23 protein-coding genes and 3 pseudogenes are annotated in these 23,561 nt (G+C 61.2%); 9 read left to right on the top strand and 17 right to left on the bottom strand.

The features are described 5' to 3' along the window. The 3 genes and pseudogenes from AB3X96_RS38605 to AB3X96_RS38595 all read left to right on the top strand — a co-directional run. The coding region (locus AB3X96_RS38605; RefSeq protein WP_368593878.1) for a transposase at nt 1-254 on the top strand (254 nt) is incomplete at its 5' end. Between the two features lie 178 nt (nt 255-432). Further along, nucleotides 433-609 (top strand): annotated as a pseudogene (locus AB3X96_RS38600) (PDDEXK nuclease domain-containing protein); the annotation flags it as partial. Between the two features lie 211 nt (nt 610-820). Then, complete coding sequence (locus tag AB3X96_RS38595) at nt 821-1,774, top strand: IS5 family transposase (RefSeq protein ID WP_368593877.1); 954 nt, start codon at nt 821-823, stop codon at nt 1,772-1,774. 562 nt (nt 1,775-2,336) lie between these two features. Here AB3X96_RS38595 and AB3X96_RS38590 read toward each other — a convergent pair. The 17 genes and pseudogenes from AB3X96_RS38590 to AB3X96_RS38510 all read right to left on the bottom strand — a co-directional run bounded on the left by AB3X96_RS38590 (nt 2,337) and on the right by AB3X96_RS38510 (nt 18,410). Continuing rightward, nucleotides 2,337-3,182: a sterol desaturase family protein gene (locus tag AB3X96_RS38590; RefSeq protein WP_368593876.1), complete on the bottom strand. Its 846-nt coding sequence runs from the start codon at nt 3,180-3,182 to the stop codon at nt 2,337-2,339. A gap of 878 nt (nt 3,183-4,060) precedes the next feature. Beyond that, a complete protein-coding gene (hypE, locus tag AB3X96_RS38585; RefSeq protein ID WP_368593875.1) occupies nt 4,061-5,143 on the bottom strand; it encodes a hydrogenase expression/formation protein HypE in 1,083 nt (360 codons plus the stop codon). Beyond that, entirely contained in the window at nt 5,140-6,276 is a 1,137-nt protein-coding gene (gene hypD, locus AB3X96_RS38580) for a hydrogenase formation protein HypD (protein WP_176112238.1), read from the bottom strand. The genes hypE and hypD overlap by 4 nt, the downstream gene beginning before the upstream one ends. Beyond that, a complete protein-coding gene (locus AB3X96_RS38575; protein ID WP_368593874.1) occupies nt 6,273-6,530 on the bottom strand; it encodes a HypC/HybG/HupF family hydrogenase formation chaperone in 258 nt (85 codons plus the stop codon). The genes hypD and AB3X96_RS38575 overlap by 4 nt, the downstream gene beginning before the upstream one ends. Next, on the bottom strand, nt 6,521-7,696 hold the full coding sequence (locus AB3X96_RS38570) for a carbamoyltransferase HypF (RefSeq protein ID WP_368593873.1): 1,176 nt from the start codon (nt 7,694-7,696) through the stop codon (nt 6,521-6,523). Before AB3X96_RS38570 ends, AB3X96_RS38575 begins: the two co-directional genes overlap by 10 nt. After that, nucleotides 7,693-8,673 (bottom strand): hydrogenase nickel incorporation protein HypB, encoded by a 981-nt coding sequence (hypB, locus tag AB3X96_RS38565; RefSeq protein ID WP_368593872.1) that lies wholly within the window; start codon nt 8,671-8,673, stop codon nt 7,693-7,695. The genes AB3X96_RS38570 and hypB overlap by 4 nt, the downstream gene beginning before the upstream one ends. A 31-nt stretch (nt 8,674-8,704) precedes the next feature. Further along, nucleotides 8,705-9,052 (bottom strand): hydrogenase maturation nickel metallochaperone HypA, encoded by a 348-nt coding sequence (locus AB3X96_RS38560; protein WP_176112234.1) that lies wholly within the window; start codon nt 9,050-9,052, stop codon nt 8,705-8,707. A 53-nt stretch (nt 9,053-9,105) separates the two neighbouring features. After that, a complete protein-coding gene (locus AB3X96_RS38555; protein ID WP_368593871.1) occupies nt 9,106-10,173 on the bottom strand; it encodes a nickel-dependent hydrogenase large subunit in 1,068 nt (355 codons plus the stop codon). After that, nucleotides 10,170-10,877 (bottom strand): [NiFe]-hydrogenase assembly chaperone HybE, encoded by a 708-nt coding sequence (gene hybE, locus AB3X96_RS38550; protein WP_368593870.1) that lies wholly within the window; start codon nt 10,875-10,877, stop codon nt 10,170-10,172. The genes AB3X96_RS38555 and hybE overlap by 4 nt, the downstream gene beginning before the upstream one ends. Before the next feature lie 2 nt (nt 10,878-10,879). Next, on the bottom strand, nt 10,880-11,734 hold the full coding sequence (locus AB3X96_RS38545) for a hydrogenase expression/formation protein (RefSeq protein WP_176112231.1): 855 nt from the start codon (nt 11,732-11,734) through the stop codon (nt 10,880-10,882). Nucleotides 11,735-11,742: 8 nt separating this feature from the next. Beyond that, nucleotides 11,743-12,165: a hydrogenase gene (locus tag AB3X96_RS38540; protein ID WP_176112230.1), complete on the bottom strand. Its 423-nt coding sequence runs from the start codon at nt 12,163-12,165 to the stop codon at nt 11,743-11,745. Further along, nucleotides 12,162-12,497: a HypC/HybG/HupF family hydrogenase formation chaperone gene (locus tag AB3X96_RS38535; protein ID WP_176112501.1), complete on the bottom strand. Its 336-nt coding sequence runs from the start codon at nt 12,495-12,497 to the stop codon at nt 12,162-12,164. Before AB3X96_RS38535 ends, AB3X96_RS38540 begins: the two co-directional genes overlap by 4 nt. Nucleotides 12,498-12,505: 8 nt before the next feature. Next, nucleotides 12,506-13,168 (bottom strand): HyaD/HybD family hydrogenase maturation endopeptidase, encoded by a 663-nt coding sequence (locus AB3X96_RS38530; RefSeq protein WP_368593869.1) that lies wholly within the window; start codon nt 13,166-13,168, stop codon nt 12,506-12,508. Nucleotides 13,169-13,175: 7 nt separating this feature from the next. Beyond that, nucleotides 13,176-13,880: a Ni/Fe-hydrogenase, b-type cytochrome subunit gene (gene cybH / locus AB3X96_RS38525; protein ID WP_368593868.1), complete on the bottom strand. Its 705-nt coding sequence runs from the start codon at nt 13,878-13,880 to the stop codon at nt 13,176-13,178. Between the two features lie 63 nt (nt 13,881-13,943). After that, on the bottom strand, nt 13,944-15,800 hold the full coding sequence (locus tag AB3X96_RS38520) for a nickel-dependent hydrogenase large subunit (protein WP_368593867.1): 1,857 nt from the start codon (nt 15,798-15,800) through the stop codon (nt 13,944-13,946). 59 nt (nt 15,801-15,859) lie between these two features. After that, nucleotides 15,860-16,945, bottom strand: a complete 1,086-nt coding sequence (locus tag AB3X96_RS38515) for a hydrogenase small subunit (RefSeq protein WP_176112500.1) — start codon at nt 16,943-16,945, stop codon at nt 15,860-15,862. A gap of 542 nt (nt 16,946-17,487) precedes the next feature. Beyond that, nucleotides 17,488-18,410, bottom strand: a pseudogene (locus AB3X96_RS38510) (IS5 family transposase). Between the two features lie 648 nt (nt 18,411-19,058). Between AB3X96_RS38510 and AB3X96_RS38505 the strand changes: the two are divergent. The 6 genes and pseudogenes from AB3X96_RS38505 (at nt 19,059) to AB3X96_RS38480 (ending at nt 23,229) form a co-directional block, all read left to right on the top strand. Further along, on the top strand, nt 19,059-20,564 hold the full coding sequence (locus AB3X96_RS38505) for a YHS domain-containing protein (RefSeq protein ID WP_368593879.1): 1,506 nt from the start codon (nt 19,059-19,061) through the stop codon (nt 20,562-20,564). A 23-nt stretch (nt 20,565-20,587) separates the two neighbouring features. Next, nucleotides 20,588-20,848: a toluene-4-monooxygenase system B family protein gene (locus tag AB3X96_RS38500; protein ID WP_176112499.1), complete on the top strand. Its 261-nt coding sequence runs from the start codon at nt 20,588-20,590 to the stop codon at nt 20,846-20,848. A 7-nt stretch (nt 20,849-20,855) separates the two neighbouring features. Then, nucleotides 20,856-21,191 carry a Rieske 2Fe-2S domain-containing protein gene (locus AB3X96_RS38495; RefSeq protein ID WP_368593866.1) on the top strand — a complete coding sequence of 112 codons (336 nt, stop codon included), beginning with the start codon at nt 20,856-20,858 and terminating at the stop codon, nt 21,189-21,191. Nucleotides 21,192-21,210: 19 nt separating this feature from the next. Beyond that, nucleotides 21,211-21,525: an MmoB/DmpM family protein gene (locus tag AB3X96_RS38490; protein ID WP_013094443.1), complete on the top strand. Its 315-nt coding sequence runs from the start codon at nt 21,211-21,213 to the stop codon at nt 21,523-21,525. A 74-nt stretch (nt 21,526-21,599) separates the two neighbouring features. Further along, nucleotides 21,600-22,130 (top strand): annotated as a pseudogene (locus AB3X96_RS38485) (hypothetical protein). A gap of 112 nt (nt 22,131-22,242) precedes the next feature. Continuing rightward, the gene (locus AB3X96_RS38480) at nt 22,243-23,229 is read left to right on the top strand and encodes an aromatic/alkene monooxygenase hydroxylase subunit beta (RefSeq protein ID WP_368593865.1); all 987 of its coding nucleotides are present in this window, start codon (nt 22,243-22,245) and stop codon (nt 23,227-23,229) included. The last annotated feature ends 332 nt before the right edge of the window (nt 23,230-23,561 follow it).

The following is a 23,561-nucleotide window of genomic DNA, read 5'->3' as shown; positions in this document are numbered from 1 at the left end:
GGCATGTCGCGATGCGACCAGGCAGGCGCAGACAACTGGACCTAACCGATCGGCTGGACGCGATATTCGATCAGATTGAACGCCTGAAGGCCGGCATCCGCGCCAAGGTTGAACATCCGTTCCGCGTGCTCAAACAGCAGTTTGGCTATACAAAGACCCGGTACCGGGGGTTGATGAAGAACACCGCCCAGATCACGACACTATTTGCTCTGGGCAACCTGTGGATGGCACGCAAGGCTTTGTGGAAGGCTTGAAACGCTCGCAGAATCAGGCCGCGAATCTCGGCAAACAGTGGTCGTCACGCTTCAAAAGCCAGACGACCAACCTGCCAGCAGACTCTCATGGCTGATACGACGCAAGTGGCAAACGGCCAACTCTCTGAAAACGAGTTGTGCAGACCTTCCCTAAGTCGCAGTGCTTCGTCATGAATGAGATGCAGTCCTTCGGGGAATGGAAGAGTTACTCCTCGAACTAAGAGATGGCTTTACCTTCTTCGCCCGGCAGAAGCGACTCCAGATCGATGATGATGGATCTCGACTTGCTGTTCAGTAACCGGACGCTTAAACGCTTCGTGGCGGTTGCGTAAAGATTGATGCTTTCAAGGCAGAATAGAAAAGCCACATGGAGCTCTATCTTCGCTGGTTGCTCAAACATGAGAAAGATCGCAATGAGCAACGACCTATTCGTGCTCCCTTTTACGTCCAAACGCCACCTCACACTAAGGTTGATAAATTGTAATTTTAGGGAAGGTCTGCAAAAGTCCTGGCGTTGACGTCTCGGTGGACTATCCTGGGAGAAGGCAGGTTTAAGGGGTACCTCGATGACACAGCTTGGTCTTGGTCTGGATCTTTCAACGAAACGCACGCGCAAGCGGGAATTTCTCGATGAGATGAGGCGCGTTGTGCCATGGTCGAGGTTGATTGCGTTGATCGAACCGCACTATCCAAGGGGTAAGACTGGAAGGCCGCCGTTTCCTATTGCGACGATGCTGCAGATCCACTTCATGCAGCAGTGGTTTGGTCTGTCAGACCCGGCGATGGAAGAGGCGCTTTATGACGTGCCGCTGTATCGTGAATTTGCTGGGCTGGACGAGGGTATGACGCGTTTGCCGGACGAGAGCACGATTCTCCGGTTCCGTCACCTTCTCGAAACGCACGGCCTGGCTGCGCAGATGCTCACGCTGGTCAATGAGATCCTGAGCGAGAAAGGCTTGATGCTGAAGGTGGGGTCGGCGGTCGACGCTACCTTGATTTCCGCACCCACTTCGACGAAGAACGGCTCTGGTACACGGGCCCCGGAAATGCACCAGACGAAGAAGGGAAATCAATGGTACTTCGGGATGAAAGCGCACGTCGGCGTGGACGCAGAGTCGGGCCTGGTCCACACGGTCATCGGCACAGCCGCCAACGTTCATGACATCAATGCGGCCGAAGCGCTGTTGCACGGCCAGGAAATGGATGTGTCCGCTGACGCCGGATATCAGGGTATCGAAAAGCGCTGCCAGGTAAGCGCGGTTCGCTGGCATGTCGCGATGCGACCAGGCAGGCGCAGACAACTGGACCTAACCGATCGGCTGGACGCGATATTCGATCAGATTGAACGCCTGAAGGCCGGCGTCCGCGCCAAGGTTGAACATCCGTTCCGCGTGCTCAAACAGCAGTTTGGCTATACGAAGACCCGGTACCGGGGGTTGATGAAGAACACCGCCCAGATCACGACACTATTTGCTCTGGGCAACCTGTGGATGGCACGCAAGGCTTTGTGGAACGCTTGAAACGCTCGCAGATTCAGGCCGCGAATCTCGGCAAACAGTGGTCGTCACGCTTCAAAAGCCAGGCGACCAACCTGCCAGCAGACTCTCATGGCTGATACGACGCAAGTGGCAAACGGCCAACTCTCTGAAAACGAGTTGTGCAGACCTTCCTTAGTGCGTTACGTGGGTATTTATCGAAGCAACACTCAAGTGCGACGGTCAGATTTCAAACAATGGTCGCTGCATCTGCCTTGCACATGAACGCTGCACAGTCGCTATTCATCGTCTCTATGAGGCTCCCGGCTATGCCGATATCATCCATCAGAAACTGCTTGTCCGGAAGACGATGTACACGCAGACAATGAGGTTCGGAGGTTCTTCTACTGATCGAAACCGAAGCGTGTCTTTACCGCACATATTTATAGGGACTACGTAAAGTGAGGTAGACACGAGCGGATTCAGCGGCTTCACCGATATTTGGGTTGTTCTTCGAGATGATTTGGTGTTTTTCTGGTTCGTGACCTCGTCAAACCGAGTTCCAGCATGACCTTCCCACTGCGCTCGATCTCTAATGTCGACGTTCTTATACATCGTTTGCGATCTTAGCCGCAGACCAGCGACGTCGATCAAACGGAAACATAAAGTAGTCGCGCACGGTGAGGGGCTCGGGTTGATTGCGAAGGCCCACTTCGGGCCATTCGTCCCGTTTCGGCCAGTATGCCGTGCTGAAGATCGTGTCCCAGATGGTCGTAAAGAACCCATAGTTCCGGTGCCGGTGATGGGGCTGAGTTGAGTGATGAATTCGGTGAAACTGACCGTCTCCGATGATATATCGCAGAGGCCCAAGGTTGATGCGCGTGCTGGAGTGTGAGAGGTGCGCCTGAAAGGTAATGAGTGTCATGGCAGCAGCCGGCACCACGCCAGACTCGAAGTGGATCAGCGCGAGCGGTAATGCTACAAACAAGGCATAGATAACCGGCTCGGAAATGTGATGATTGCAATTCCACGCTGTCAGTTCGCGGATCGAGTGATGTGTAGCGTGCAAGCGCCACAGGAATGGCACGGTGTGCTGTGCTCGGTGCATCCAGTAGTAAAAGAAGTCACCGGCAATTGCGACCAAAACGCCTGAAAGGATGGCGAAAGCCGTCTTGATAACTGCGTTGTCAGAGTGAAACACTGTTGAAAGATTGACCGTCAGGAGCGGCTTGACGCCTAACCATTGCAAGCCCACAGCGTACAAGTGCCAGATTAGCGCGCCGCATCCAATCCGAATCGTCCAGTTCCTTGCGCCGCGAAGGTACGATGCGAAGCTGTATCGATAAGCCGGAAAGAATAGCTCGAGCGCGCTGCACACGGTCGCGAAGATCGAAACCAACTTAAACGAATTCAAAAGAAAGTCGGTCATTTGATTGACATCGAGAACATGCATTGATTTGCTCCGTCGAACAGGCCAAATACGCTGCCCTTTTCTCGGCACGCAAGATATAAACCCTGTGTCGGCTTCGTTAGGCGGTTACAGGGCGAAAGGCTATCTATTGGCAGCACGGTACGATAAATCAGGTCAATCATTCGGGAAGATAGTGCATCTCTATCCGACAACCCAGATAGGTGTCTCTCCCAAGCTAAATTAACCGTGACGACTCGCAGCGTTCGGTTGGTACAGTCTACTCGTTGACAACACGGGCTGGATGGTAAGGATTTTCTGAAAATATTGTCGTCATAGGTGCAATAAGATTCATTCGCGCGATTTTGCCAGCGGCCAACTTGTCACGCCGCGCGTGTGCGAATTTTCGTTCTCGCCGATCTGAGTTATGCAACCGCATCCGTGGCCTGCTGAGCTTTGAAACCATCCCGAGAAAACTTCTTTCGGGAGACAAAACAAATTGAGGAATGGCGATGACTGCGGTCATCCAAGTATTCGAACAGTCCGCCTTCGCGTCCTGATGGGTCCCCTCGGGCGGCGTGAATGTTCGTTCGTCGAGCCGATGAAGAAGCTTTCCGTTGGGCGGGGCATTGACGTTAGGCGAGATTGTCCGGCCAGGAGAGGCGGGTACAGTCCGCTGCTGATAAAGTGCTCAGGCAACAATGAATTGGAAAGCATTCCTCGTAATAGAGGGTGAATGTAGCGTAGGCTCGACCACGAGCGCGGTCGACGGCTGCTGCAGCGAGGGCGGGACTGGAGACCTCATTGCTTGATCGATGCGGTAAGGGGATGGATCATTCAAAGCTCCCGCGAAGGCAACGCGACTAGCGACCTGACGATCAAAAAGCATTCTCAGTCTCCCGATACCTATCGCCGCAAACGGATCAGCAGATCCGCGGCAGTTGCTCGCCCGAAAGCCAGTCGACGATGCGCCGTCCGCCGAATTTCGTTTCGATCTGCACGAAGCTGTGGGCGTCGTCGACCACCTCACCAATGCAAACCGCCGCCGCGCCCAACGGATGTGCGCGCATCGCGGCGAGCAGTTGCGGCGCGTCGGCGCTTGCGCAGATTGCAACTAGCTTGCCTTCGTTGGCGACATAAAGCGGATCGAGGCCGAGCAGCTCACACGCCGCAGCGACTTGCGGCAGCACGGGAATTGCGCGCTCCTGAATGTGCATCCCGACACCCGACTGGCTGGCGATCTCGTTGAGGGTCGTGGCCAGTCCGCCGCGAGTCGGGTCGCGCAGAACGCGCACACCGGGCGCGACGGCAACCATGTCCGCCACGAGCGTGTGTAGTGCGGCGCTGTCCGAGCGGATCTCCGTGTCGAAGCCCAGGCCCTCGCGTTGCGACATGATCGCCACGCCGTGCTCGCCGATAGTGCCCGAGAGCAGCACAACGTCGCCGGGCCGCGCCTGCGCGCCATCAATGTGAATGCCCGAGGGCACGACGCCGATCCCGGTCGTGGTGATGAACACGGCATCGCCCTTGCCGCGCTCGACGACCTTAGTGTCGCCCGTCACGATCGGAGCGCTGCAAGCGCGCGACGCAGCAGCCATTGACTCGACGATGCGGAGCAGATCCGCCATCGGGAGGCCCTCCTCCAGGATGAAGCTCGCGCTGAGATACGAAGGCCGTGCGCCCGCCATCGCGATGTCGTTGACGGTGCCGTGCACGGCGAGGCTGCCGATGTCGCCGCCGGGAAAGAAAAGCGGCGAGACGACGTGCGCGTCGGTGGTCATCACGATGCGCTCGCCGGGCCCGGGCCCGGGCGCGAGATGCGCGAAGGTGGCCTGGTCGTTGCCTTGGCGCAGCCATTCGTTATCGAAGCTCGCGACGAACAGCTCGCGGGTCAATTGTGCCGATGCGCGGCCACCCGCTCCGTGGCCCATGTCGATGCGGCCGTCGCGAAAGTCTAGGGGCCGCACGTAGGCGGGCTTCACCGGGGATGTGTGGACTGGGCTCATGCTTCGACGACTCGAATGTCCTTCGAGCGACCATAGGAATAGTGCGCGGCGCAAGAGCCTTCGCTGGACACCATGCACGAGCCCATGGGATTCTCGGGCGTGCAGACCGTGCCGAACATTGTGCAGTCGCGCGGGTGTTTTAGACCTCGCAGGATCGCCCCGCACTCGCATTTGAGGTGATCGGCGACCGGCCGGTAGACGAGTTCATAGCGGACCTCGGCGTCGTAGCGCGCGTACTTCGGGCGAATGCGCAGCCCGCTCAATGGGACCTCGCCTAGGCCGCGCCACTCGAACGACTCCCGCGTTTCGAACACCTCCTGTATGAGCGCCTGCGCGGCGGCGTTGCCCGCGCGTGTGACAGCGCGCGTGAACTCGTTCTCGACCTCCGCGCGACCATCGTTGACTTGACGCACCAGCATGAGGATCGCCTGCAGCACGTCGAGCGGCTCGAACCCGGCAATCACGACCGGCTTGCGATACCTCTGCGCGAACGCCTCGTAAGACGCCGAGCCGATCACAACACTCACGTGCGCGGGACCGACAAAGCCGTCGAGCAGCACCGGGTTCGCGTCGGCGGACGGCTCGGCGAGCAGATGTGTCATCGCCGCGGGCGTGAGTACATGGCAGCACAGCACGCTAAAGTTCTCCGCGCCGCAGTCTGCGGCTTCACTCACGACGAGCGCGGTAGGCGGCGCAGTGGTCTCGAAGCCGATTGCAAAAAAGACGACCTCGCGTTCCGGATGCTCGCGCGCGATGCGCAGCGCGTCGTGCGGAGAATACACAAGGCGGATGTCCGCCCCGCGCGCCTTGGCCCGCTGGAGCGATAGACCGCACGAGGCAGGCACGCGTATCGTGTCGCCATACGTGCAGAGGATCACGTCGTGTTCGAGCGCGAGGCGAATCGCGAGATCGATGCGCCCGATCGGCAAAACGCAAACTGGGCAGCCGGGACCGTGGATCATCAACACGTTACCGGGTAGAAGATCGGCCACGCCGAAGCGGGAAATGGCGTGCGTGTGACCGCCGCAGAACTCCATGAAGTGATAGCGGCGTTCGGTCAGCGTCTCCGCCTGAATGCGCCCAGCAATGCGCGCGGCGAGTTCGTCGTCGCGGAATTCGTCGACGTACTTCATTGCGCCGTTCCCGACTGGACGATGGGTGCGTCGCCAAGCGACCGAGCGACCTCGCTGAACAGCGCGAGCGTGCGCTCGGCCTCTTCGGGATCGATCATGCCAAGCGCGAAGCCGACATGCACGATCACGAAGTCCCCTAGGCGCACGTCGGGTACGAGCGCGAGTGAGACCGTCTTTCGAACGCCCCCGAGCTCGACGACGCCCGTTTCGGCGTCGGACCGGTCGATGAGCTGTGCCGGCATGGCTAGACACATGGACTGACTCCTCTTGCGGTCGTAGGCATGGACAACATCTGCGGACCATATGCGGCAACCCAAGCCTGGCCAAGCGCTAGCCCGGCGTCGCCGCAGGGCACCGTGTCGGGCATGAGGGTGCGCACGCCGTGCGCGGCGAGCGACTCCCGTATATGCGCAGTGAGCAGCCGGTTAGCAAAGCAGCCGCCGCCAAACAGAACGGCGCGCCCCTCCGCGGCAAGCGCGGCCCATTGGGCGAGCGCCTTGGCTAGCGCAACATGAAAGACGGCCGCGCCGCACGCGGCTTCGCCGGAGTCCGCGAGCATGAGCAACTTGACGAGGAGCGGACGAAGGTCGAGCTCGCCGTTGTCCGCGATGCGCCACAGGCCCGCCACATCGGGGGCCTCGTGCGCGACGAGGTAGCCGCTCGCGAGCCTTTCGAGCGCGATGGCCGCCTCGGATTCGGCGCGCTGGCGCAGGCACACGCCGAGCAGTCCCGCCGCCGCATCGAACCAGCGACCCGCACCGGTGCTAGGCGGGCAATTGAGGCCGCGCGCGAGCATGACGCCGACCGTGCGCGCCGCGGTCGCCCCCACGGCGGCCGAGAGTCGCGGCCCGATTTCGCCGCTGCGCCCGAGCGCGTGCAGGGCGGCGGCGGCCATTCGCCAAGGCTCGCGCGCCGCGACGTCGCCGCCGGGTAGCGCGAGTGGCGTGAGACTGCCGAGGCGCCGCCAGCAGGCGGGCGCCACCTCCAGCAGCTCACCGCCCCATGCGGCGCCGTCCGTGCCGAAGCCCACGCCGTCGAGCGCGAGGCCGATCACGGGCTCGCGCAGCCCATGCTCGGCCGCAACCGCGCCAATATGCGCGTGATGATGCTGGACGCCGACGGTCGGCACGCCAAGCCGCTCACCCAATTCGAGCGCGACGCGCGTGCTGTAGAAGTCGGGATGCAGATCGTGCGCGATCATGCGCACGGGCTGCCCCGCGCGCTCGGCGCTCTCAACAAGCGCCGCCACCGATGTGTCGAGCGCCACACAGTGCTCCGGATCGTCGAGATCGCCGTGTAGCATCGACCAGTGAACGTCGCCGCCGATGCACAGGCACGCAGCGTTCTTCAGCCATGCGCCGGTGGCGAGCACCGTCTGTTCGCCGAGGGTATGGGGTAGGTTCTGCACACGCGCCGTCATGCCTCGCCTCCGGCGCGATGCTTTCGCGCACGCTGCGCCGCAAGGTTGCTCTCCAGCACGCCAATGCGCTCGGCAATCGAGTCGCGCGCACTCGTGATCCAGTCGAGCCACGCATCGAGGCCTTCGCCCGTCGTGGCCGAGAGCCAGATCACTTCGAGGAACGGATTCACGCGGCGCGCATACGCGATGCACTGCTCGACGTCGAACTGTACATAAGGCAGCAAGTCGATCTTGTTGACGATCATGAGGCGCGCGGCGGCGAACATGTCGGGATACTTGAGCGGCTTATCCTCGCCCTCCGTTACCGAGACGATCACGACCTTCGCCTCCTCGCCGAGGTCCCACAGCGCGGGGCAGACGAGATTGCCTACGTTCTCGATGAAGAGCACGCTGCACGGGGCGTCGTGCGTGAGCGGTACGTATTCACGCTCGTGCTTTTGGTCATGGTAAAGGCGATGATCGTGCAACGGAAGCCGTCCGAAGGCCGCGGCGATCATCGCGGCGTCGAGATGGCAGCCCTTTCCCGTGTTCACCTGGATCGCGGGCGCACCGGCCGCGCGGATGCGCTCGGCGTCGTTTGCCGTCTGCTGGTCGCCCTCAATCACACCGATGGGCAAGCTGGGTATGCGCTCGCGCAGCGCGGCGATCGACGCACACAGCAGGGTCGTTTTCCCCGAGCCCGGACTCGACACTAGATTGAGCGCACGCACGCCATGCTGCGCGAAGTGCCGCCGGTTGACGGCGGCATGGCGATTGTTTTCGCCTAGCACGTCGTGCTCGAGCTTGATGGTGCGGCCCTGGTCTAGGCCGGGCACCGTGAGGCCCGCGGGCCCGAGGCCGTAGTGCAGGTCTTTGCCCGCTGGCGTCCGGTGGGAGTGGGAATGAGTGTCGGACTGGCCCTGCGCGTGCGCGCACTCGTGCCCCTGAGCGGTGTTTTGCCGATCGCCTGTGGTGGTGCACCCGCATCCTATGCACATGTTGCTTCTCCTTGCGCTAATCCGATGATTGTCAGGCATCGTCGACGATCAGATCGACGATGCGCAACTCTGTGCCGCCGTTCGGCTGGAGCCAGTAACCGCCGCAGTGCGCGCAGGGGGCGCCCCGCGTGGCCAGCGCCACGGTCGCGTTGCAGTTCATGCACCACGCGCTTCCCGAAGGTTCGTCGATCTCGACGCGTGCGCCGCAAAGGCAGGTGCCGGGCGCGATCGCTTCGAGGGCGAAGCGCAGCGTCTCGACATCGACGCCAGCGAGGCGTCCGACTTCAAGCCTCAGCACCTTCACGCGGACAAAGTTCTCACGCTCGGCTGCCGCTTCGACCAACGCAAGCACGCCGCCGGCCAGACTTACTTCATGCATACCTTGGCTTCCATTCAGCTCAAGTATTCGGGGCCTTGTCTCGATCCTTGTGCTCACGCGCCGTCCGTGTCGACCACATAGGCGACACAGGGATCGAACGCGCCCATCCACGCGCCTACGCGCGCGGCGAACGTTCCATCGCCGCACGCCGGATCCAGTCGCGACAAGGCTTGCGCGAGCGTGCCTTGGCCGTGGAAATTCCACTCAGTCGGCGCGACCACGCGATAGTCCTCGATGCGCGCCGCATCGCCTGGCGCGAGGCGCACCCAATGGAGCAGCACGCCGCGCGACATCTCGCACCAGCCGAGCGCCTCGCCGGGCGCGCACGTTCGCGCGCCAAAGCGAAGCGCACTTGGCCCGTCGTCGCCCGCTGCCAGCCGCGCCACCTCCGCGACGCGCGCGCCAATCCGCAGCCAAGGCGTGTCGTATTCCAACGCGCGCGGATCGTCGCTACGTGTCCACACGCCGGTCTCCGCGGGCAGGCCGCGTTGTACGGGCGCGTGCGCGAACACCGGACTCTCGGCAATCGCCGCGGCCAGTTCGCTTAACCGCGTTTCGTCGATGATGAGCGGCCGCGGCGTAGCGCGCATCGTATCGGCGTGCGCGCGGCAGGCTGCCAGCAACCGGGCCGGGAACGTCGCGGCTCGTGCGCACCACGCCGCTAAGCAGCCACGCGGATCGTCCGTCCAGTGCGCGAGCCACTTTTGCGCAGGCATGCCCAGAACGTGCCGCTCCAGCCAGTCGGAGGAGTCAACCGACTCGACGTCGGGCAGCGTATGCGGCGCGGCGGCGGCCAGCCGCACCGGCCAGTCGGTCCACATGCAGCGAAGATGCACGGCAAGCGTCTCACGCATGAGCATTGCGGCATGAGCGGCGTTGGTCACATCGTCGCGTTTGTGCTCCACTGAAGCGCCCGCTGCGCCGAGGGCAAGTTCTGCGCAGAGCCTATGTGCGAGTCCGCACAACGAGAACAGCGCCGACAGCCGCGCCGCAGCGGTTGCTACCGGTTGCCCGCGCAGCAGCGCGGCGGCCAGTGGTGGGCGCCCGCCCGCAATGCTGTCGTGCCGGCCGGGGCGCACCCGGTACTGTGCGGCCAATGCTGCCAGCATCGCCGCGGTCATGGAGCGCTCGCGAACGCGGCCGGCCGCCGCAGGAGCGCATGACGCGACACGCGCGGGACACCGCCCGATGTGGCGCTCTTCTGTCTGGGGAATTCGAGCATCGGCAAAAAGAGCGAGCAGCACGCATAGGTTCCGACGTCTTGCGCGTGCGCGCCGAGCCATTTGAAATCGACGTCGCCAACGCGCAAGTGCGCTTTACCGGCCGGCCGCGGACATTCCACCGAGTCCCGCACCGCGCCGGGTAACGAGAGGGGCCTCATGGACCATGGCGTGATCGGCATCCCGAACCAACCGCATCGGGCCCCGGTCTCGCCGGGCACCGGGTCAAAGCCGGTCCCCTCGATACGCAAGGCGAGTTTCACGACCGGCATGTCAGGCATCGCACTGGTTGCGGCCGTTTCGAAGTGCGCTACAAGCCTAGCCACCCTTGGATCGCCGTGTATGACCTTTCGCTGGATTGCACGCACGGTCAATCCGCGTCCCACAAGAAAAATGACCTGATCCGGCGCGCGGCCATAAACGCGGCAGCGCCAGTGCGCCTGAAGCGCCGCGAACCTCGCGTGCGGAGGAATCTGCAAGACCGGATCGCCTTGTTCGGGATGGTGGATCCACCAGCAGAACTTGCATTCGAGGCACGTGTGCGTCGCGATTGGGCTGCTGGCGCCGAGATGGCAGCCCTCGAATTGCTTCGTTCGCTCGTCCATCGTCACGCCTCACCCATCCAGTCGATCAACTGGGTCAAGCGCTCGCGCGAATCCGCGAGGTCTTCCGGCGCGGCGCGCACGACCTCTGGCAGATCGGTGATCTCGATCGTGTTCAGGATCAGCATGTCCTGCGAGTTGAAATATGCAACACGCCAGCAGTTCGCGATCGCCGTGCTGCCCACCCGGCAATTTCCGTAGCCGCGCGACAAGATCTGCACCGCGCCTTCGCCCAGCACGGCGTCGATCAGTTGCTGATCCCCCGGCGACAATGGCAGGAGCGTTAGGTTGACGATGTGGGGCGCATGCCCGGCGCGCCAGCGCGCGGCGGAATCGCGTACTTCGCTCAGGATCGACGGCGCGTTCATCACGTCGAGCGGCAGCATGTCCGGCAACGGCATCATCGGCTGCGCCGGGTCCTTGGGCTGGGCAAGCATCGCGGGGGCCGCGCCGATCTCGAGCCGGTCGACCGGGCGCGCGCCATTCCGCTCGACTACGCGCCACAGGCCGGCAAACACAGTCTCCTGGATCAGCCCGCCGCTCCGCTGCGCGCCGTCGACGCGCGCGCTGACCTCGCCCTCGCCCAGCACGTCGTTGAGAACGCGCAGCGTTGCTCGATCGTACGGCGTCAGATCGATGGCTTCGGACGGCGTACCAGGTTTGTATGCCGCCAGTACGCCTAATACGTTGCGAAGCACGCCGCGCGCGCCGTCGAGTGCCCGCGCATCGCAGCGCTCAGGCAGCGTCGGCGCCACATAGATGCGCATGCCTTGCGGCATCGGCAGATAGTCGAGCACCGCATCGCTCTCGGCTTGGTTTCCCGGGCGGAAAGGCGCGACGGGAATGGGAAATGGACTCATGGACACGATCAACGACCCCAAAGATTGATCGACAATTCGTGACAGCCGGGCGAAGCGCCGACGGTGCGGCCGGGAATGCCGACCCATGGCGTCCGCGTAGTCGGCTGCCCGAGCGCATGTGCGAGGTTTGCCACGTAGTCATTCCAGTCCGTCATACTGGAGAGCCTCGTGACATAAGCGCCGGCGTGCAGCCACAGCAACGTGGACCACGGCCACCGCCACACGCGGCGCGCGAGCTCGGGCAGCACCACGGCCACGTCGAGGAAGTCGGGAAAGCGCGTCCCGTCGGCCGTGAGCAACGCTACGCATTCGCCGCCGTCCACAACCCAATCGCCTACCTTTCGTTCGTCCACGGACACGGCGTGTCTGCCATCAGTTAGCCGCTGCACCACGGACGTCGCGTCAAGCGCGGTACCGTTCGTATTTGTCATGGCGATTCCTCGGAGGACCCGTGACGGCCATACGCCGGTTGCGCGCTGGAGGTCAACTGGGTCAAATCGTCCACGCCGAGCGCGGACGGCAATTCAAAATTCGGGCTCGCTCGGGCCATGGCGGCATCTCCCTTCAGCGCCAGTTCCACGAGCGAGAGCGTCGCGTCGATTTCTGCCGCGCGTGTCCCGTCGAGCTTCTCGCGCGCCGTGTCGAGAAAAACCAGCAGCCATTCACCGGCGCTGCATGGACCAACTAGCGAAGTGTCGATCCGGCGGTGGCCGCCGCGTCCGTGGCACAGCGCCCGCAAGCCCTGCACCTCGACCACCCGCATCGGCACGCCTATGCACACGACGGCGGCTCCTTGCGGCGCATACGCAGCAGCACGCGCTCGTCGCCGGTGCGGCACGCATTGGCCTCGCTGGGCCGCTCGCCTTCGTAGCGCGAAAGCGCGAGATGCGGCAGCGTGACCGCATCGTCGGCATGTAACGGGGTGTGACGCGGCGTGGGCTCTCCGCCCCATGCGGCAAGGCGCTCGAGGCCAAGTTCGAGCGCGCGCTCGAGCGATGCTTTAATGGTGGGTCGCAGGCTGCCACCGAAATCGGCCACTTCGTCCGGCTGGCAGCCGATCAGCAGCACGCGGCGTGGATACCGGCCTGTCAGGCGCGCGAGCATTAGTACCTCCTGGAAGCCGGTCTGGTGCAGGCTCATCTTGCGCACGCCGAGGAACGCCGGTACGTCGTCATCCTCAACGATCTTCAGCGTGCCCGGCGCGAGACCGTAATCGACCGCGTCGAAAATGAGCAGACTGTCGGCCGCCTGGACGTACTGGACCAGACACAGCCCTTGCGTGCCGCCGTCTATGAGGCTGACGTGCTGGGCAAACTCGAAGTGCTGCTCAAGCGCCTCGATACAGCGCACGCCAAAACCCTCGTCGGCCCACAGCAAGTTGCCGATGCCGAGTACGACGATGGCAGGCACGCCGGTTTTTGGGCAAGTCAGCATTGCAACCTCACTTCCTGAACGTACGGTAGCCCGATATCATCGTGCCGACCATGTTCTGGCGGGCCATGATGTCTTCGCGGATCGCCATATAGACATGCACGATAACGAACATCATGATCGCCCACATGCCGAGGCGATGCCACGTGTGCACGGTCTGCGACTGGCCGATCAGCGTGGATACCTGGCCAAACGCAATCTGCTGCCAAGAGCCGGCCTGCGCGCCTTCGCCATACAGTTCGAAACCGGTCACGATCATGAAGAGTGAGATCAGCAAGAACACGAAAAACATCGCAAATCGCGATAACGGATTGTGCCCGCTGAACTGGCGCGGCGTGGGCCCGAGGAACGAGTAGTAACGCAGCATGGTGAGCATGTCTATCCAGTACTCGCGCGAGAATACCGGCACCCAGAACATTTCGCGCGCATGGCGATTGCCGACAATCGCCCAATACGCGCGGCCCGCAAGCCCGATTGCGAACAGGTAGGCCGCGGTGAAATGCACAAAGCGGATATAGCCCATCAGAAAATTCGCGCTCGCCTCGCCGGGCTGTGTGAGAAGCGGGGCGCCGATAAGATAGCCGGTCAACGCCAGCACTACGATCGACACTGCGTTTATCCAGTGCCAGACGCGTACCGGCGCTTCGTACACGTAAATTGCCTCGGTGGACGAAACAAAGTCAGCCGCCTTTTCGCATCGAGAATACGATTGCATCGTCATCATCCTTTCCTGCCGCGCGGCGCCGGCGAGCGCAGGCGCTGTGGCGGCCTGGTGGGGTTATCGCACAGTCACGGCGGTCATTTCCGCACCGTCCGCGTTCATCACGTGCGTCGAGCAAGCCATGCAAGGGTCGAACGAGTGCAGCGACCGCAGGATCTCGACGGGCTGCTCGACGTTCGCCACGGGCATGTCCATGAGGCTCGCTTCGAACGCGCCGATCTGCCCTTTCGCGTCGCGCGGGCTGCCGTTCCACGTGCTCGGAACGACGCACTGGTAGTTCTCAATGCGACCGTCCCTGATCCTGATCCAGTGGCCGAGCGCGCCGCGCGGCGCGGCGACCGCGCCCACGCCCTTCGCCTCGGCTGGCCACGTCGAAGGGTGCCACTTGTCCAGGTTCGCGGTCGAGGTATCGCCGTTGCGGATGTTTTGTAAGAGGCTTTGCCAGTCGTCCGCCATCATCTCGGAGCAATACTCCGCTTCAAGCGCGCGGGCGAGCGTGCGGCCGATGGTGGTCGGCAGCAGTTGCTTCACGCCAAGCGAGCTTTCCGGCAAGCCGAGCAGCTTTGGCATGCCCTGGTTCACGGCAAGGAGGGAGGCCTCAATCTGTTCCTTCATACGGCCGCAATGCGGATTGCTCTGCTCCGCGTGTGCGTAGCCGAGGATGTAGCGCGCGAGCGGTCCGACTTCCATCGCGTGCCCCCGCCAGCGCGGCGACTTGATCCACGAGTACTTTGCGCTCTCGTCGATCGACTCGATTGCGGTGCGCGTGCCCTTCGTGTTGGGTCCGAGCTCGTAGTGCGGTTCGGTAATGCCGTCCCAAGGATGCAGCCCGCGGTAGTTGTCAGGGTATTGATACCAGGAGTGGGCGACAAATTCCTGCACTTGCTCGGGGTCGCGCGGATCAACCGGCAGGAGCGTGTTCCAGTCGCCGTTGATGATGGCTCCGCCCGGCATCTGGTTGGTGGATGGGTTGTAGTTGACGAGCGGATACGCGCCGTAGTCCATCACGTTGGTTGCGGCTAGGCCGCCGCCATGCAACCAGCCGCGTGCTTTGTAGATCGTGCCGATTGCAAGCAGATCGGGCACATAGACGTTGCGGCAGAAGGTGATCGCATCGTCGATGAGCGACTTGACGAAGTTTAGGCGCTCGATGTTGATGGGTGCGCCGGCCGCTAGGTCGCTGCCGATATTGATCGCGCAAGGCACGCCCCCTACGAGGTAGTTCGGGTGCGGATTCTTGCCGCCGAAGATCGCGTGGATCTTGACCCACTCCTTTTGCATGTCGAGCGCTTCGAGGTAGTGCGTCACGGCCATCAGATTCGCTTCCGGCGGCAGCGCGTACGCGGAGTTGCCCCAGTAGCCGTTCATGAACGGACCGAGCTCGCCGCTTTCGATGAACTTGCGTAGACGCGTCTGCACATTGCGGAAATAGCCCTGTGATGACATCGGATGCGCGGGCGAGATGCGCTGTTGCAACTCGGACGTTAACTTGGGGTCGGCCTTGAGCGCCGACAACACGTCGATCCAGTCGAGCGCGTGCAGGTGATAGAAGTGCACCACGTGATCGTGCACTTGCAATGTCTTCGACATGATCTCGCGGATCAGGTGCGCGTTGGGCGGAATGCGGATATCGAGCGCGTCCTCGACGGCGCGCACGGAGGCGAGCGCGTGACATCCCGTGCATACGCCGCAGATACGCTCGACGAACGCCCATGCGTCGCGCGGGTCGCGCTCCTTGAGAATGACTTCAAGGCCACGCCACATGGTGCCGCTGGAAACGGCGTTGCGGATCACGTTGTTCGAATCAACATTGACCTCGACGCGCATATGGCCTTCGATGCGTGTGACTGGATCGACGACGATCCGGCGTCCGTTCCTACCGAGCTGAAATCCTGGGTTCGAAATGGCTGTCATGGTTGCTTTTCTTTTGCGGCTTCCTGTGCTTGTCGGCTGCACCCCGACGCGAGGTGTAGCTATTGGCCGTCGCGGTCGTCCATAGAGTCCTGCTTCGACCTGGCGTGCTGAATTGCCGAAGCGGCTGCATGCGCAGCAGTGGCGGCGCCCACCACGACGGCCGCGGTAGCGCCGATCTTGTCGGCGTTCGCTTCGACTCCGAACTGATCGATCCGGGTGAGCCGATCGTAGAAGGAGCCCTTGTCCCAGAATCCTTCCTCAGAGCAGCCGATGCAGCCGTGGCCCGCCTGAATGGGGAAGCTTGTGCCGCCGTTCCAACGCACGGTCGAGCAGGCGTTGTAGGTCGTCGGGCCCTTGCAGCCGACCTTGTAGAGGCAGTAGCCGCGCCGTGCCGCTTCGTCGTCCCACGACTCGACGAACTGGCCCGCGTCAAAATGCGGACGGCGGTAGCACTTGTCGTGAATGCGCTGGCTGTAAAACATTTTCGGACGGCCTTGGCGATCCAACTCCGGTATCCGGTCGAACGTGAGCATGTAGGTGACGACGCCCGTCATCACTTCGGCGATCGGGGGGCAGCCGGGCACCTTAATGATCGCCTTGTCGGTGATCACCTTGTGGATTGGCACCGCCTGCGTCGGGTTCGGCTTTGCCGTCTGCACGCAGCCCCACGATGCACACGACCCCCACGAGATCACAGCCTTCGCGTCCTTCGACACACGGCGCAACTGATCGACGAATGGCTTGCCGCCGATAATGCAGCTCATACCGTCTTGATTCAGCGGCGGATTGCCTTCGACGGCGAGGATGTAGTTGCCACGGTACTTTGTCATCACGTTTTCGAGGATCGCCTCGGCCTGGTGTCCCGCGGCAGCCATCAAGAGGTCGTCGTAGTCGAGCGAGATCATTGAAAGCACGACGTCCTTCGCCAGCGGGTGCGCCGAGCGGATGAACGACTCTGAGCAGCAGGTGCATTCGAGTCCATGTAGCCAGAGCACCGGCGTGCGCAGTTTGGTCTCCATTGCGTGGACAATCTTCGGCATGAACGCAGGCCCGAGGCCGAGCGACGTTGTCGTCAGCGAGCAGAATTTGAGGAAGCTACGGCGCGAGATCCCTTGGCGTCGCATGACTTCATAAAACGTTTCGATCACTTTGTGGTCCCTTGATGGCGTTCGGCCCCGCGAAGCTGGCATACGACCGCGTCTTCGGGCGTCTCACTGTCGGTGAAGCGTTTTGAAAATAACAAGATTCGTGCCGACCTTGCGTCGCGGGTCCTAACGAAAAAAATGTTCCGCGCCGCTTCCCATAATTGAGGCGGAAGCGGGAAGGACTACGTGCTACGCCGACAAAACCTTCTCATAGTGGCGACGGGCCGTTCGTCTGACAGAGGTCAGCCAGTACGGCATCTTCAGAGAACGAAGCAAAATATCTGGGAGGAGGTTCACGAATCAACCTATGCGCCACCTTTTCGCACGGCGTGAAACTGGAAAAATTGCCGAGAAAGCTCGATAAATTCTTCGAGTGCCTGTCTTGTTTGTCCAATTCTCGACGACATATGTCGGCGTTGTCACGTTAAGGCTAGGCTGAAAAAGTCGCCGAATTTGCGACGTCTCGGCATTGTGGAGGTGTTCAGGTCGTGACGCCGACCATACTCCAGATACACCTCGGCTTTTGGGGCGCCTTTCGTCCACTACGGACGCACTTGTGCCATCAATCGCGTGCCCGACAGGTAGAGATTGGCGCGCGCCAAAGCTATGAAGCCAGGTTCGTACTCTGTGCTAACCCTGGTAGGCACCTTCGTGAAACCCCACATCGATTGGCCACTGCGAAGACATGCTCCACGCGTGCGCGGATCCTCGACTTGTGGCAGTTCTCGCCGCGCTGCACCGTATTGACTTCACACGCGCGGTGGGTGTGCTGCTTTGCTGTGGATTAGCCTTCTGGCTGGCGTAAGCGCTGTTAGCGTAGACCTTCCGCTCCTGGCCGTGTAGCAATTGCGGCAGTGGAAGCTTTTCATGCACGTTGGCCGGTACTACGCTGTGCACCAGGCCACTCTCGCTATCCTCGTCGATGTATAGCTTCGCGCCGAAGTAGCATTGCTAGTCTTGCGCGCCTGGTGCATTTGGGGGAGCGCGAATTCTGTTCATTCTTCGTCAAATTTTGGCGCACCGATGATGGTCGCATCCACGACCGTGACGCTCTGGAGTTTCATGCCGCTCGCCACGTGGCCGACTTCGGCAATCAATTTCTCACCCAGCTTGAGGGTTTCAAGAAGACGACGAAATTTCAGCAGTGCGGTGGCAGTCTGGTACTGCCTTCCAATCCAGACTCTCGCAAAGCGACGCAGCCTAGCACTAACGTAAAGAGCGTCGTCACAAGCGAAATCGGCTAGGTTGAAGCAGTGCTGGATAAAATGAAGGCGCAGCATGCGCTTCTGGTCAATAGGCGGGCGGCCATTGCCGCACCTCGGATAATACGGCTCGACCACCGCGCAAAGTTCAGCCCACACGACGAAACTGCATTCATCACGAGAAACTCATCGCGTCGCGTCCGTTTGTGGTGTGTCTCGAAAGCAGCACCTTCAGCGGCCGTCGACAGCGTCGGCGGCTTCATCCTGTTCTGTCCTCCGGATCCACCCCGATCTATAACGCTCGCAGTAGCTCTGCGGCCGACTTGATCAGCGTTGCGTGAAGTATCATTCGTGCGCTGGGAGATGTTGCATGTCCGACAACGTCGGAGATGCAACACTGCGGTTGCCGCGACAACGGAGAATTAAGGCGGCGGTTATGTCGCAACGACCGCTTAACTTCGCCCGACGCTTATCAACTCGATGCTCGTTGTGCGCTTGTGTGCAGAGTGGGGCCGTGCTGGACTAAACGATCAATGGGCCTTTACGGCGGAAGTCACTCATCGTCCTGGACCTCGACAACTGCCGGCTTACCATCTCAATGCAGTGTCGCGGTAGGGCGCTGCGTTGCGGTAAGATTCACCCCCGCATCTTGATAGCGCCGCCACGGTGCCCAAACGCTGTCGTCACCCAGTGGATGCGGCCATGCTGTGCATGCGGTGGTACATGTCCTACTCGCTATACCTCCGCAATTTTGGTTCCCCTTTCGCTCCGCCGCGGCTCTCAGATTTGTCGCCTCGATCGCCAAGAAAGCAACGCCGCGGATTGGCATTGATCTTGCGTTCCCAAGGGGCCCGGTGGAGTGCGCATCGTGCCGGGAAGACGCATCGCCCATTCCAAAAGGAGGCATCACGATGGCGTTACTGGAACGAGCCGCATGGTATGACATTGCACGTGCCACCAACTGGACCCCAAGATATGTGACGGAGTCGGAGCTCTTTCCCGATCTCATGTCTGGGGCGCAAGGCATTCCCATGGCGAGTTGGGAAACCTACGACGAGCCCTACAAGACGTCGTATCCCGAGTATGTGCGCATCCAGCGTGAGAAGGATGCTGGCGCATATTCAGTCAAGGAGGCACTTGAGCGTAGCCGCATGTTCGAGGACGCCGATCCGGGGTGGCTCTCCATTCTGAAGGCGCACTACGGTGCAATTGCGCTCGGCGAATATGCGGCGATGAGCGCCGAGGCCCGAATGGTACGTTTCGGCCGTGCGCCCGGCATGCGCAATATGGCCACCTTCGGCATGCTCGACGAGAATCGTCATGGTCAGTTGCAGCTTTACTTCCCTCACGACTACTGTCCCAAGGATCGCCAGTTCGATTGGGCCCACAAGGCGTATCACACCAACGCGTGGGGTGCGATTGCCGCGCGCAGCGCGTTCGATGACCTGTTCATGTCGCGCAGTGCGATCGAAATCGCAGTCATGCTAACCTTCGCGTTCGAGACGGGTTTTACCAACATGCAGTTTCTCGGCCTCGCGGCCAATGCCGCCGAAGCGGGCGACTTCACTTTTGCAAGCCTGATTTCCAGCATTCAGACAGATGAGTCGCGCCATGCGCAAATCGGGGGTCCCGCGTTGCAGATCCTGATCGCCAACGGCCGTAAAGAGCATGCTCAAAAGCTCGTTGATGTCGCCATCGCGCGCGCGTGGCGTCTGTTCTGCCTGCTCACGGGCTCCTCGATGGATTACGCCACGCCACTCGTGCATCGCAAGCAGTCGTTCAAGGAATTCATGCGGGAATGGATCGTAGGTCAGTTCGAACGCACCCTGATCGACCTCGGACTCGACCTGCCATGGTACTGGGAACAGATCGTTAGCGAGTTCGACTACCAGCACCATGCGTACCAATTGGCTATCTGGTTCTGGCGGCCTACCGTGTGGTGGAATCCTGCTGCCGGCATTACACCTGAGTGCCGAGACTGGCTCGAAGAAAAATATCCCGGCTGGAACGACACGTTCGGCAAAGTGTGGGATGTCATAATCGATAACCTGCTTGCCGGCAAGCCTGAGCTCACCGTTCCCGAGACGCTGCCGATCGTCTGCAACATGAGCCAGTTGCCCATCTGCGCGATCCCTGGCAATGGCTGGAATGTAAAGGACTATTCGCTCGACTACAACGGCCGCACGTATCACTTCAACTCGGAAATTGATCGCTGGGTGTTCCAGCAGGATCCCGTTCGCTACCGCAATCACCTCGCGCTCGTTGATCGCTTACTGGCTGGGCAGATCCAGCCACCCGACCTGAGGGGTGCGTTGAAGTACATGGAACTCGCACCGGGCGAAATTGGCGATGACGCGCACCATTACGCGTGGGTCAAGGCGTACTGCGACAAGCTTTACGAAGAAAAGGCTGCATGAGCGGCGATTCAATGGAGGGCGATATGGCTCTTGTCCCTGTGATTTCCAATTTTCAGTACGACTTCGTATTGCAACTCGTAACCGTGGATACCGACAATTCCATGGACGAGATCGCCGCCGCAGCATCTCAACATTCGGTGGGCCGGCGAGTAGCGCCTCAACCCGACAAGGTGATCCGCGTGCGTCGCCAAGGTAGCAAGCAGTTCTATCCGCGCAACGCGAAACTCGCCGAGACCGACATCAAGCCGATGGAAACGCTGGAATTCATCTTTTGCGATGATTGAGGGCGACATGAAATTTCGGAAAGTTTGCACTCTCGATGACCTGTGGGAAGCGGAGATGACCGAGGTGGAAGTGGATGGCCACGTGATCGTGTTGGTACGTCCCGAAGGCGGCGAGCCGCGCGGCTTTCAGGGCATTTGTCCGCACCGCGACATTCGGCTCGTTGAAGGAAAATTCGATGGCCGCGTGCTGACGTGCCGGGCTCATCAGTGGACCTTCGACGCAAATACGGGCAAAGGAATCAATCCGGGTGACTGTCGTCTCGCCGAATATGCCGTGAAGCTCCAAGGCGACGATCTTCTGATTGCCGTAGAAGGCGTTCATGCGCTCTTTGCCCATTCCTGAGTCCGCAGGGGAACACAGCATGATCGTTGACAAGACCGCTGAAGCTTACCGTAACAACCGCGTGGGTCCCGTGCTTCGCGCGAGCAGCATCACGGCCGGCGTCATCGAAGCCGCGCACGAGGACAACCCCGGCAAGGTGATCCGTGTGGACGACAAGCTCGCATATGTGCGCATCGACGCGGACGGCGAACTGATCCTATGCCGCGCGACGTTGGAGGAAGCGCTGGGTCGGCCGTTCAGGATGTCCGAACTCGAAGTCAATCTCAGCTCGTTCGCGGGCCGCATCGAGACGACCGACGAGTATGTGCGTTTCTACTACGAAAAGACGCTTTAAGGAAGGTCTGCCGAAGTCCTGGCATTGACGCCCGTTCAGCTATCTTGGAAGCATCGCGAATTAATTGGGTAGAAGTGTATTGTCGCAGTTCTCTGGATCTTTCAACCACGTGGAAATCCGAATCTTCTCGAGGCGATGCGGCGTGTTGTGCCTTGGTCGGAGCTGATTTGTGCTGATCGAGCCGCATTTATCCGCCAGGCAAAAACGGACGACCACTTTTCCCGATCGCGACGATGCCGCAAATTCGGTTTATGCAGCACGGGTTCGCTCTGTCGGACCCTGCAATGGAAGAGGCGCTGTATCGCGAGTTCCGGGGTCTCGACGGCGGCATCGTGCACTGGACCAGAGCGATCATCTGGACGCTATACACGATCACATCGACCGGCTCAAGGCAGAGACCCGTGCCAAGGTTAAGCATCCCTTTCCCATCATCAAGCGACAGTTCGGCTATGCGAGGGCCCGATATATGGGTTTGGTGAAAAAATGCTGTCCAGACGACGCGGTCTGCTCTGAGCGATTTATGGATGTTGCGCAGAGCTTTGCGAAACGCTGAAGATCTGGCCGGTGCGGTCATGTGTTTCACCGGCACGGCACCTGATGGGTGACTCTGCTGGGAAATCTCCACACAAGAATGTCGTGGCCGTTCAGACTGCGATGAGTGTGGAGTCACCGCTGCGAAAACGACCTCTGCAGACCTTTTCTTAACTGGAGACAATCATGACGCAACCAGAAGTCCTCAAGCCACTGAAAACATGGAGCCATCTGGCGGCCCGGCGGCGCAAGCCAAGCGAGTACGAGATCGTCACGACCAATCTGCACTACACGACCGACAATCCCGATGCGCCGTTCGAGCTCGATCCGAACTTCGAAATGGCGCAATGGTTCAAGCGAAACCGCAATGCATCCCCGCTGACTCGGCCCGACTGGAATGCGTTCCGCGATCCTGACGAGCTCGTCTACCGCACCTACAACATGCTCCAGGACGGGCAGGAAACGTATGTCTTCGGGCTGCTAGACCAGTTCTCCGCACGCGGTCACGACAGCATGCTCGCACACACTTGGGCGGGTACGCTCGCGCGCCACTACACGCCCGCCCGCTTCCTGTTCCATGCACTGCAAATGGGCTCGGCGTATCTGACCCAGATGGCGCCCGCTTCCACGATCTCAAACTGCGCCGCTTACCAGACAGCGGACACGCTGCGCTGGCTCACTCACACGGCGTATCGCACCAAAGAGCTGTCGCAGACGTTCGGCGACCTCGGCTTCGGCACTGACGAGCGACACTACTGGGAGGACGATCCTGCATGGCAGGGCTGGCGCAATCTCGTCGAGCACGCACTCACAGCATGGGACTGGGCGGAGAGCTTCGCCGCGCTGAACCTCGTCGCGCGCCCGGCGGTGGAAGAAACCGTTTTGCGAAGCCTCGGAGTGGCTGCGCGGCACAACGGCGATACGCTGCTCGGCCTCATCACCGATGCGCAGTTGATCGACGCCCAGCGCCATCGGCGTTGGGCCGCCGAACTCGTTCGCATGGCGCTCGAGGAGCAAAAGAACCGCGCGGTGCTGACGGCTTGGGTGAGCAAGTGGGAGCCACTCGCCGACAAAGCTATCGCGGCGTGGTGCATTGCTCTCCCCGACGCACCGGACGCCAGCGCGCGCGCGAAAGACGCCACGCGCGAGTTCAGGCGCGCCGTCGGTATATGAGTGTCGGCACGAGCCGGCGGAGCATCGAAAGCGACGTGCTTGAGTTGTCCCCATCGACGATTGCTTCGTCGTCTGTACCGACGAATGTGGGCGCCGAGAAGTCTCTACCGCAGATTCAGTCCTTGATGGCGGTCAAGACACATTCAAGCAGATGAAAATCAATCGAGAAGAGCCTGATATTCTGTAGGCAACTGAGCCGATCTCGCCGGAGCAACGGGTTGCCGGACCGGGAGCATTCTGACGCGCACCACATCCGGCGCGCGTTTTTGACCCACTATGCGATCTCTGTCGCAAGATCGTGGAGGCGCCGCCTTCGTGTCCGGATCGCGCAC

This window comes from Paraburkholderia sp. BR13439 (genome assembly GCF_040948805.1).
Taxonomy (GTDB): Bacteria; Pseudomonadota; Gammaproteobacteria; order Burkholderiales; family Burkholderiaceae; genus Paraburkholderia; species Paraburkholderia youngii.
The sequence above is the reverse complement of the archived record's forward strand: the minus strand, read 5'-3'. Positions and strand labels throughout refer to the sequence as shown.